This is a genomic window from Leekyejoonella antrihumi (assembly GCF_007845645.1).
GTDB classification, from domain to species: Bacteria; Actinomycetota; Actinomycetes; order Actinomycetales; family Dermatophilaceae; genus Leekyejoonella; species Leekyejoonella antrihumi.
Genome location: NZ_VCQV01000066.1, coordinates 1 through 10,175, shown reverse-complemented (window position 1 = coordinate 10,175; position 10,175 = coordinate 1). Strand labels below are relative to the sequence as shown.

General features: G+C 63.1%; 12 protein-coding genes. 5 read left to right on the top strand and 7 right to left on the bottom strand.

Annotation, left to right across the window (positions count from 1 at the left end; genetic code table 11):
• On the bottom strand, positions 1–659 hold a 659-nt coding region (locus FGL98_RS23875; protein WP_146321227.1), incomplete at its 3' end, for a tyrosine-type recombinase/integrase.
• Positions 660–996: 337 nt separating this feature from the next.
• Between FGL98_RS23875 and FGL98_RS23870 the strand changes: the two genes are divergently transcribed.
• Positions 997–1,605 carry a hypothetical protein gene (locus tag FGL98_RS23870; protein WP_146321225.1) on the top strand — a complete coding sequence of 203 codons (609 nt, stop codon included), beginning with the start codon at positions 997–999 and terminating at the stop codon, positions 1,603–1,605.
• A 68-nt stretch (positions 1,606–1,673) separates the two neighbouring features.
• A complete protein-coding gene (locus FGL98_RS23865) occupies positions 1,674–2,900 on the top strand; it encodes an IS256 family transposase (RefSeq protein ID WP_146321223.1) in 1,227 nt (408 codons plus the stop codon).
• 1,129 nt (positions 2,901–4,029) lie between these two features.
• Here FGL98_RS23865 and FGL98_RS23860 read toward each other — a convergent pair.
• The 6 genes from FGL98_RS23860 to FGL98_RS23835 form a co-directional block, all read right to left on the bottom strand.
• Entirely contained in the window at positions 4,030–5,178 is a 1,149-nt protein-coding gene (locus tag FGL98_RS23860) for a hypothetical protein (RefSeq protein ID WP_146321221.1), read from the bottom strand.
• Positions 5,175–6,005, bottom strand: a complete 831-nt coding sequence (locus FGL98_RS23855) for a serine/threonine-protein kinase (RefSeq protein ID WP_146321219.1) — start codon at positions 6,003–6,005, stop codon at positions 5,175–5,177. The genes FGL98_RS23860 and FGL98_RS23855 overlap by 4 nt, the downstream gene beginning before the upstream one ends.
• Before the next feature lie 259 nt (positions 6,006–6,264).
• Positions 6,265–6,612 carry a tyrosine-type recombinase/integrase gene (locus tag FGL98_RS23850; protein WP_146321217.1) on the bottom strand — a complete coding sequence of 116 codons (348 nt, stop codon included), beginning with the start codon at positions 6,610–6,612 and terminating at the stop codon, positions 6,265–6,267.
• Positions 6,603–6,950: a site-specific integrase gene (locus FGL98_RS23845; RefSeq protein WP_146321215.1), complete on the bottom strand. Its 348-nt coding sequence runs from the start codon at positions 6,948–6,950 to the stop codon at positions 6,603–6,605. The genes FGL98_RS23850 and FGL98_RS23845 overlap by 10 nt, the downstream gene beginning before the upstream one ends.
• On the bottom strand, positions 6,950–7,174 hold the full coding sequence (locus tag FGL98_RS23840) for a hypothetical protein (RefSeq protein WP_146321213.1): 225 nt from the start codon (positions 7,172–7,174) through the stop codon (positions 6,950–6,952). The genes FGL98_RS23845 and FGL98_RS23840 overlap by 1 nt, the downstream gene beginning before the upstream one ends.
• Positions 7,175–7,345: 171 nt before the next feature.
• Entirely contained in the window at positions 7,346–8,419 is a 1,074-nt protein-coding gene (locus FGL98_RS23835) for an IS630 family transposase (protein WP_146321210.1), read from the bottom strand.
• 383 nt (positions 8,420–8,802) lie between these two features.
• On the opposite strand from FGL98_RS23835, the gene FGL98_RS23830 reads away from it, so the two are divergent.
• From FGL98_RS23830 to FGL98_RS23820, 3 genes are all read left to right on the top strand, one after another.
• Positions 8,803–9,087, top strand: coding sequence for an LIM domain-containing protein (locus FGL98_RS23830; RefSeq protein WP_146321208.1), 285 nt, complete (start codon positions 8,803–8,805; stop codon positions 9,085–9,087).
• 215 nt (positions 9,088–9,302) lie between these two features.
• Positions 9,303–9,536 carry a ribbon-helix-helix protein, CopG family gene (locus FGL98_RS23825; RefSeq protein ID WP_146321206.1) on the top strand — a complete coding sequence of 78 codons (234 nt, stop codon included), beginning with the start codon at positions 9,303–9,305 and terminating at the stop codon, positions 9,534–9,536.
• Positions 9,533–9,775, top strand: coding sequence for a toxin (locus tag FGL98_RS23820; RefSeq protein WP_146321204.1), 243 nt, complete (start codon positions 9,533–9,535; stop codon positions 9,773–9,775). Before FGL98_RS23825 ends, FGL98_RS23820 begins: the two co-directional genes overlap by 4 nt.
• The last annotated feature ends 400 nt before the right edge of the window (positions 9,776–10,175 follow it).

Here is a 10,175-nt window from a genome sequence, read left to right as displayed (position 1 = left end):
TACCCCGTGCACAAGGAGCGGGCAGGACTGGCCGGATTCTTAGCGCTCTTTTGGCAGGAAACCAGCCACTGACTCGGCAGGTAAACCCCGCCGAAACGGCCTACAAGTAGTCGATCACAGACAAGCACCCGGTACCCGCGCAGGTTGTCGGTGTAGTCCTCAATCCGAACCGCTGCAGCCTCCGATGCGCGTAACGCGTTGATTCCCAGTAGGTACGCCAGGGCGCCGTGGTGCACGGTGATGGTTTGTGCGACCTGCAGGAACCGGATCAGCTCGAGCCGATCCAACCCTTGGGTGCGCGTCTCGTCGCGATAAATCTTGGGCAATCGGGCGTACACGGCCGGGTCGCAGCTGATCAGTCCGTCGATGTGCGCGAACCGGAAGTACCCGCGAACTGCGTGCATCATCGTATTGATCGAGGAATCCATCAGGCCACGTTCTCCGAGGCTGCGGATATAGAGCTCGACGTGCGCTCGCTGGATACCGGTCAACGGCTCCAGCCCGTTGGTCTCGCACCACGCGAACCATTCCCGTAACTGGAAGGCGTAGAGCGTGTGCGTTCGCCCGGAGTACCGGGCCAGGAAGGAGACTGCCGCCAACTGGGCGGTCGACATTGTCGCCGGCGGGAACGGCGACACGATGGTGGTTGTTGTGGACATGAGGTCACCTCGCGGCGACCAAGGGGACTCAGCCGGGGCCGCTAGCCGCCAACGCGGCCGGGCACTCGGATACCAACGACGCTACGTTCCTCAGACCGACGACGCACCGACGAATCTGGCGGCGGTTAGACGTATCCCGAAGGCGGGAGGGATGCGGCCAGATCTCCGCCAGCGCAATGACCTTCTGGAAGCGCGGCCAGGTCGCCCGGAGTTCACCTGCTAGAGAACGACGGTCACAGTCCGTGGTCTTCAGGCGCAGCGCCAACGGTCATGGCGCTGTCGACGTTTGGTGATCGGAGTCCGCCATCCATGGCCGAAGGTCCGTACAGTGCATCGTGTGGGTAAGAGCCGCGATCACATCAGTGAGCAGTCCTTTTCGGTCTCGATATTGGGCGGCCGCCTCTCAATGCAGGAGGAATTTGGTCTCCCCTTCCAGCTGGACGTGATTGGCGCGCTGGAGGATTTGGGGGTCGTAAACGAGTCGACTGGCGCTGTTAGGTCGGCCTACCCAGACGTACCTCCGTTCCCGCCAAGTACACCTCCTGTTGCCACACTCGGTCTGGAGACGCTGCTCATTGGTTTCGGTCTTTACCTGGCCACCAAGCTGTCTGATAAGGCAGTCGACGAGATCCTCTCCGCGGTCTACGCGGACCGGGTCCAGCCTGCGCTTCGACGACTTGCGTCGCGGCTTCGGTCGCACCGGGTGCAGGCGGGGGAGCCCATACTGACCCGGTTCGACCATTGGTTCGACGGCTCGAAGGTTCTCGTTCGGGTGTGCGTCTACACCGCGGCGCCCGAGACGGCCGATAGCCAGACTGTGTCAGAGGCTCTTCGACTCGCGGTGAATTGGCTCACCAGTCATGAGGTAACGCATCGGGTCCTCACGTACGAAGAATTGAGTCCCGTGGAGTGGTGGGGTTTGGGGGTGCCCGGCGGGTCGTGGTGAGGTGAGCGACCATCGGCGGATCTTCGGTGTGTACCTGGTCAAGTACTCACCGAAAGGAAGGCCCACCGATGGCCTTATCTCAGTCTGCCGCATCCGAGTTGCTCGAGGCATTCCGTGCTGGGGATGGCGTGGATCTGGTCCGTGACTCCGTGCGGATGGTGCTGCAGGAACTTATCGAAGCCGAAGCCAGCGAGGCGATCGGTGCTGCCCGGTATGAGCGCACCGCGGACCGGACTACCGAACGTAACGGGCACCGTTCGCGGGTGCTGACGACCAAGGCCGGCGATGTGAACCTGCGGATCCCCAAGCTGCGTACCGGGTCGTTCTTCCCGTCCCTGCTGCACCCGCGCCGGCGCATCGACCAAGCCCTCTACGCGGTGGTGATGGAGGCATACGTGCACGGGGTGTCCACCCGGTCGGTCGACGACCTGGTCGCGGCTCTGGGCGGCACCGGGGTGTCCAAGTCCGAGGTCTCGCGGATCTGCGCGGGCCTGGACGAGCAGGTCACCGCGTTTCGCACCCGCCGCCTGGATGAGACCCAGGTCCCGTACGTGTACCTGGACGCGACGTACCTGCACGTGCGCACGCCCGAGCACATGGTGGTGTCCAAGGCCGTCGTGGTCGCCACCGGGGTGAGTGCCGACGGGCGCCGGGAAGTCCTCGGCGTGGACGTCGGGGACAGTGAGGACGAGGTCTTCTGGCGGGCATTTCTGGACTCACTGAAGAAGCGTGGCCTGGCCGGGGTGCGGCTGGTGATCTCCGACCAGCACGCCGGCCTCGTCGCAGCGGCCCGCCGCTGCTTTCAGGGATCGGCGCATCAGCGGTGCCGGGTACATTTCGCCCGGAACTTGCTCACGCACGTGCCCAAGAACAGTACCGAGATGGTCGCGGCACTGTTCCGGACGATCTTTGCCCAGCCCGATGCCGACGCGATGAGCGCCCAGTGGGACGCGGTACGTGATCAGCTCGCCGCGCGGGCCCCGAAGGTTGGCCCGCTGATGGACGATGCCAAGGCAGAAGTGTTGGCGTTCAACATCTTCCCCCGCGCTCACTGGCGCAAAATCTGGTCCACCAATCCCCTGGAAAGGCTCAACAAGGAGATCAAACGCCGCGCCAACGTCGTGGGCATCTTCCCCAACGAGGACGCCGTCATACGCCTCATCGGCGCCGTCCTGGCCGACACCCACGATGAGTGGGTCACTGACGAACGTCGCTACCTCTCCGAGGCATCCATGGCCAAGCTCTACCCCGACCGGCATACTGAACCCGTCGCCGAAATCGACGGCGACCAGTAGGCACCGAGGATCACACCTCAAAGCCCACCACCCAGCGGGGCACTATCGTATGACGCACCCGATGGACTTCCAATGCTTGGGGCTGACCCACCCACATCGCGACAGCAATTGGAGTTGGCATAGCCAATCCTTGCCGCGGTGAGTGCTCGTATCATGCTGAGTGATCAGGATCCGTGCTCCGTGGCCATGTACAGGTGGCTGTCAACGAAATCGTACGTTGCCGACGTCTCCCTCCGACTTGAAGGTCGCTCGCGTGAAGTTCGACCGTGTGAGCTGACATGCTGAGAGGGTGGCCGACACGCTCCGCTAATGGAGGCGCCCGGCGAGAACCGAGAGGCTATGGCGAACAATGGAGACCGTGACACAGTTGCGCGGAAGCCAAGACGTCGCCTCACAAGCTGAGCGAGCGGCGCACTACCGCACGTCGAGCGCCAGGAGGACCATCCGATTCATTGAGGCTGGCTCCTCGCGTGGCGGACGTCGATTCGAGGCGGTCGAGGAACGCAACCTCCATGAGCTGATGGTGGACGTCGCGGCTTCTCTGCCAGGTCGCGCCGGCGATGTCTTGGTAGTGCCTGAGATGCCCAGTCCACTCGGCCTCCCAGACTTCGTGGCGCTGGTAGGCGGAAAGCAATGGTTTGAGAGACGAGCAGCCGCCAATATTCCGCCGGTGCTGTCGGACATCGACTGCGCCGTACTCTCAGCGCTTAGCCCTCGCCGGCCGCTGGGCCTGCGATCGATCGCTCGGCGTGTCGGCTGGACGCCCGCAGAGACGGAGGGTGTGCTTGTCAGGCTCTCTCGGATAGGAGCAGCGAGTCTGAACTCAACAGGCGCTGCGTACTCAAATCCGGATCTCAAGCCGTCTGGCTCAGTCTTCGCGATCGAGGCGAAGCTTAGAGAATGGCGTAGGGCGATCCTCCAGGGTCGCTCCTACCGGACATGGGCGAACAACTACATAGTCGTGCTTGGCAATGTTGGTGCGACCGCGGAAGCTCGGGCCAAAGATGGCATCCTAAGTGACGGTGGCGGTCTCTTCACACACGCAGGCTGGGTTGTCCGACCAAGGGCTCGTCAGCCAGCTGTAGCACGACGACTGCAAGGCTTCGAATATTTGTTCGCATCTCTTTCGTCAGGCCCAACCCTCTGACACCATGAAGAGGTTAAGCCCGTCCTGGAACGGCTTGATCCACTGAGCTGCTCCTAGGCTCGCTCCCGTGATCTTCTGTACCCCGGGCCACTCGATCAGGGCTTGGGCGTAGCGGCTCTGGAGGGCCTCCGCACGGTCGCGCCCAGTGAGTGGCTCAAGTTGGTCGCACACATCCGTCAGTACACGCGAATGGTGTCGAAACGCTTGCTGGGGTCGAGGGCCGATGGCACCGGGAGACAACGTCGCCGCTATCGCCGGCTTCTCGGAGACGAGGACCTGATACTCGCGAGGCGTGAGGCCGCCAAGCAGTCCGGACAAGGTTGGGCGCTGATACCAGCCACCGCCACCAGAGTCAGCCACGCGTTCTTCGAAGTCTTGATACGCACAGATCCGTTGCCGCATGTCCCAGCCAGTTCCGATAGCCTCCGCACCAGCAGCGACGGCAGGGAGAGCCGCTACATCGCCAAAGGCAACTCGTACGGGCCTATCCCGGCTCAGCGCGTAGACGGTACGCATGAGGCCGAAGATCTCCTCCGCGGTGGCAGCCGGAGGCATCGACGTGTCTGAGCGGACTACAACGAGGAGCCAGCCCTCTGGCTCAAGTTGGTCCAATGCCCCTACGTGGGCATCCAACTCGGCGCCACCGGTCCAGAACTGATGGTCGCCGGCAACAGTAGCCCACGCGTCAGATGCGAGGTCCAAAGCCTCCGCCGTTAGGTGGAGAGCCTTCTGACTCTGAGGGGTGTCCGGGTAGGACACGAGCACGGTGGGAGCGAGAAGAGTGCTTCCGAGATCTACCTGGACTTTCAATGCCCGCTCGGCGTGAGATCGATACTCCGCCGCGTTCGCCAACTGTCCTTGGGCAGAGCTCCACAGTGGCCACTCCTCGTAGTTCCGGAAATCTCCTGCACGAGGCATGTCCAGCGCGTAGGTCATGGAATCAAACCAGAACTCGCCGCCCCTCGCTCGGATGAGTTCGGAGGTCTCAATCGCCGACTTCTTGAAGCCGTTTGCGTTTATTGGCGACGCGAATGGCGACAACACGGCGCCGATCCCGTAACCCTCCGTGAGGGCATCTCTTGTCCACGAAATGAGGTTGTTCCGTGCAGTGTCTTGAAAGAAGACGGTCATCCCAGTTCCTCGAATGCCTTCCTAAGGGCCGCTCCATTGCGATACCGCCGAGCCGGCTGCGGGTGCAATGCGCGTTCGACCAGGTCAACGAAGGGCTCCATGAGATCTGGTCGTGCCTGCGACAGGGGGACGTGCGATGCAACGCGCAGTCGACGCAGGTAGTCCACATCGTCGCCCTTATAGGGGACCGGGGACTGGCCAGTTGCGGCGAAATAGACCAGCGCGCCACAGCCAAACACGTCGGATGCGGCGGTCGGCGCGCCCGAGTATGCCTGAAGGTGCTCGGGGGTCATGAATCCGGGCGTTCCGGGTTGCCCGCCAACTGTCACTCCGCTTCGAAGTGTGTGTTTCGCGAACCCAGGATCCATGACGACGTAACCGCCGCTCGACAGACGCTGGACATTGCCGGGGCTGAGATCTCGATGTATGACTCGCTTGTCGTGCAGCGCACCAAGACCCGCTGCGACATCTCTCCCGAGCTCGATCAGTTCATCCATGGGCCAGCCGGATCCGCAGTAGCGCAGATCAGTCCCCACAAGGTACTCCTCGAGCCAAGCCGCTGCATCCGGCGGGGAACCAACCTCTTCAAGGTCCGAAGCCACCCTGACCACATTCGGGTGATCGATGCTTCGAAGCAGCTCGACTTCCCTCCTGGCACGCTCGAGCGCTGCGGGGTCAGCCGCCATGCCCAAGTCAATCAACTTGAGGACATGTTCCTCACCTGAGGAACTAGAAACGACATAGACCTGCTTCTGGCCACCTTCTACGAGTGGACGAACAAGGCTGACGGCCAGTACAGAGCAAGCTGCATTGAGGTGGTCCGCCATAGAGTCACCTTCGCACAGCAGCGGGAGACTCGTGTCGCGAACGGAGTAATGTTCTGTCGCCTGGAGCTGTTGGCCCGGAGGGCATAGCAGGGTTCGCGGGCTCCTCGGGACCGCGCGGCGCGGTCAGATACCTACATGGCGTACAGATTCGAGCGAGAAACTGCAACAACCGACAGGAGGTCCCGTACCAGATCTGCTCATCCGAGAGTGAGTGCGGAAGCGTCATTCTGGGCGGATCCGGCGCTCCTCTGCGGCGATTTCACACACCGGCGACGTAGGCGGTGAGAAAGTGGACGCCGTGGCGGTCGAGGTCGCCGCGGGCTCGGTCGTAGTGTTCGGTCGTGCGGGGGTCGGCGTGCCGGGCCAGGATTTGTGCATCTCGTAAGGGCACGCCGGCGTCCAGGGCGTTGGTGATCGCCGCATGGCGTAGAGAGTGGGGGCTGATGTGTCGCGGGATCGCGGACGCTTTGGCGATGCGGGTCACCATTCGGTACACGTCGCGGCGGTCGACCGGCTTGCCGGAGAGCGGCCGCAGGATGAGGGGTCCGCTGGTGCGTTGGCCACGGCAGGCTTCCAGGACCCGTAGGACCGGGACGGTCAGGGGCATGGTCGCCGGTTGTTGCCTTTGCCGACTAGGTGCAGCACTCGGTAGCCGCGCAGTGTGTCGGTGTAGTCCTCGATCCGAACCACTGCGGCCTCCGATGCGCGTAACGCGTTGATGCCCAGCAGGTACGCCAGGGCGCCGTGGTGCACGGTGATCGTTTGGGCGATCTGCAGAAACCGGATCAGTTCGAGCTGGTCCAGTCCTTGGGTGCGGGTCTCGTCGCGGTGGATCTTGGGCAGTCGGGCGTACACCGCCGGGTCGGAGCTGATGAGGCCATCAATGTGCGCGAAGCGGAAGTATCCACGCACGACGTGCATCATCGTGTTGATCGAGGAATCCATCAGGCCACGTGCTCCGAGGCCGCGGATGTAGAGCTCGACGTGGCTCGCTGGATATCGGCCAGCGGGTCCAGGTGGTTGGCCTCGCACCAGGCGAACCACTGCCGTAGCTGGAAGGCGTACAGCGTGTGCGTTCGCCCTGAGTACCGGGCGAGGAAGGAGACTGCCGCCAACTGGGCGGTCGACATTGTCGCCGGCTGGAACGGCGACACGATGGTGGTGGACATGTGGTCACCTCGCGGCGACCAAGGGCTCCGCCGGTGGCCGCTGGCCGCCAAGGCGGGGCCGGGCACTCGGACTCCAACGACGCTACGTTCCTCAGACCGGCGACGCACCCACAAATCTGGCGGCGGAATGGCGCATGCCCCCCAAGGGTGGCGCGCGCCAGCTGAGCCTCGCTAGTGGCTCGTCGTTAAAGTTCGTTTGCGGTTGGTCTTGTCCATGATTTCTTCCGGGGTCTTGGTCCAGATGAAGGGGTGCTTGCGGTCGTTCCAGCCGTTGATGAACTCGCGGATCTTGCCGACCAGGTCCCGCACCGAGGGGAACGCGCCGCGCTTGATGGCTTGCCGGTCGATGATGCCGAACCAGACCTCGACCAGGTTCAGCCAGGATCCGGAGGTCGGCGTGAAATGGACGTGGATGCGGGGGTTGCGCTCCAGCCAGTCACGCACTTCCTGCTTCTTGTGCGTCGCGTAGTTGTCCATCACCAGGTGCAGCTCCTGGTCCGGGTAGGCGCGGGCGACGTGCTTGAGGAAGGTCAGGAACTCCTGGTGCCGGCGCCGGTTCTTGCACAGGCCGGTGACCTGTCCGGTCGCGACCTCCAACGCGGCAAACAGCGTGGTGGTGCCGTGCCGGATGTAGTCATGGGTGCGCTGCTCGGTGTGTCCCGGGGCGATCGGCAGCACCGGTCGGGTGCGGTCCAAGGCTTGGATCTGGGACTTCTCATCGATACACAGCACGATCGCGTCCTCCGGCGGCGCGAGATACAGCCCGACCACATCGACGACCTTGGCCTCCAGCTGCGGGTCGGTGGAGAACTTGAACGTCTCGGCCCGCCACGGCTGGACCCCGTAGGACTTCCACGCCGCGGCGACCACCGAGTGATGCAACCCCAGCCTCTTGCCGAGCAACCGGGAGGACCAGTGCGTCACCCCGAGCTTCTTCGGCGGCTTGCGTAGCGTGGCCGCGATGATCCGTGCCTGATCCACCGTGACCGGCCGGCCCGGCCGGTCCGCGTCCGCCAACCCTTCGATCCCCTCGGACTCGTACCGGCCCCGCCACTTGTTGACCGTGGGCCGAGAGACCCCGACCTGCTCCATGATCCGTTGATTCGCCACCCCATCCGCAGCCAGCAAGATGATCTTCGCCCGCTCCACCAAACCGGCACGCATCGACGAACAGCGTTGCCACTGCTCCAGCTCCGCCCGATCACCCGGGTGCAGTTTCAGAGCGGGAGCAGCATGGTTAGCCATGCCAAAGTATCTCATCAAACCATAAACTAATTAAAACGACACGCCACTAGCGGCAGCACGCACGTGTCCAACGAGGACGAGTTGGTTGTCTGCAACGCGGATTGCCTCCACGGCGATGCCGCCACCCAGCGGAGCGACCGTGGCGCTTGGGCAACTTGAACCGACCTCTTGGTCCCAGGCGCGCGACTCGCCTGGGATTTAAACCGGAGCGGTTCTCTGAGCGTCGCCTCGGCAGTTGGGTTTTCAGAACTCCTTCCCGGAGGGTGAAGATCACCATTCTGGCCGCTTGAGTCGCTGGGCCTCTCTAGGATGTCGGCCATGACTTGCTCGGTGTGCGGACTTGACGGACACAACGCTCGGACCTGCGAGGGTGAGCACCTCACGTGTCCGAACTGCGACCGTCCGACAGCCAATATGGCGACGATGGAGCGCCACGACGGCGACTATTGCTCTCCGATGACGTCGCCGGACTGCTGGGGCTGACGATGACGACGCTCATCTGTGAGGGCTGCGACGAACCGATTGAGGACGGCGATATCCACCTGGACTTCAACGGTGAGGACTGGCACGAAGCCTGCTTCGAGGTCGGTGGTGGGCCGTCGTACTGCTGTGGAATCATCTACCACAGCGGCGAGGACACCTGTCGGAGTTGTGGAGACCCGCTCTAGGGCCGCTGGCCAAACGTAACAGCGTCGGTGCCGAAAGCGTCCCTTCCTATATGGCCCCGTTGCGGACGCTGACGTCGCCAGAGTTGTGCCATAGCTCTAACTGACATGCATCGCGAAGACGCGGCGGTGTGACGCTCCTTCTGACCATCGATCCGATGTGTCGCGTTGAGGCGTTTGCGTGTGCCGATGTCTGATTTTCGTTATACGATTAAGTCATGGTTGGTGACGAGCAGATCCAGCAGTGGGCGGACGAGGCGGAGGCGGGGTATGACGTCGCGGAACTGAAGCGTCGTGGGCGTGGCCGCCCGGGACGTGGCGCCGAGCCGATGCAAGTCGTTGCGGTGCGCTTGACGGCGGAGGAGATTGCTGCGCTGGATGCTGTGGCCGAACGGGAACACCTGTCGCGTTCGGAGGCGATTCGGCGGGCACTGACCCATTTCGCCGCGTGAAGGTTCACCCGAGCGCGCTCAAACACGGGGTGCCTCAAGAGGACGCGGTCCAGGCAGCCGACTGGTCGCAGTGGATCGAACCTCTCGACGATGACGACTGGCCGCATCGTGAGTTGCGGCTTGGCTTCGATACCCAAGCGCGTCTGCTCGAGACCGTCGTGCTGATCTTCGAGAGCGGCGACGAGCTGGTGATCCACGCGATGCCTGCCCGCAAGCAGTACTGGGAGCTCTTGCCCTGAGCGGTTAATACAGGTATATCTGCCCGAACTGCGCAGGTTCTTCCCGGCTTCGGCGGTCTTGCGGCTTTGCCGCTCGGCTGGCTTCGTTGGCGGCCTTGTTCGCGCTCTTCATGTCATTCGCGAGATCTTGAAGAAGCCCACGGTCGTCCCCTGACCGGTTTGTGGGCAGCCTGAACGGAGCAGTCCGCGCAAGTCCTGATCCGCTCGCTCGGCCGCGTCAAACTGGGCGAAGTGACGTGATGTCCCAGCGGAATTGCGGTTCGCGCTCACTTAACACCTTGACACATATGTTCGATAGGACGTATGATCGAGTATGGATGGTGGGGAAGTCTTCAAGAGGGCAGCGCGGGAGGCGTTGGATGCCAGGTTGTGTCCGATCGATCTCTCGGAGTATCGGACC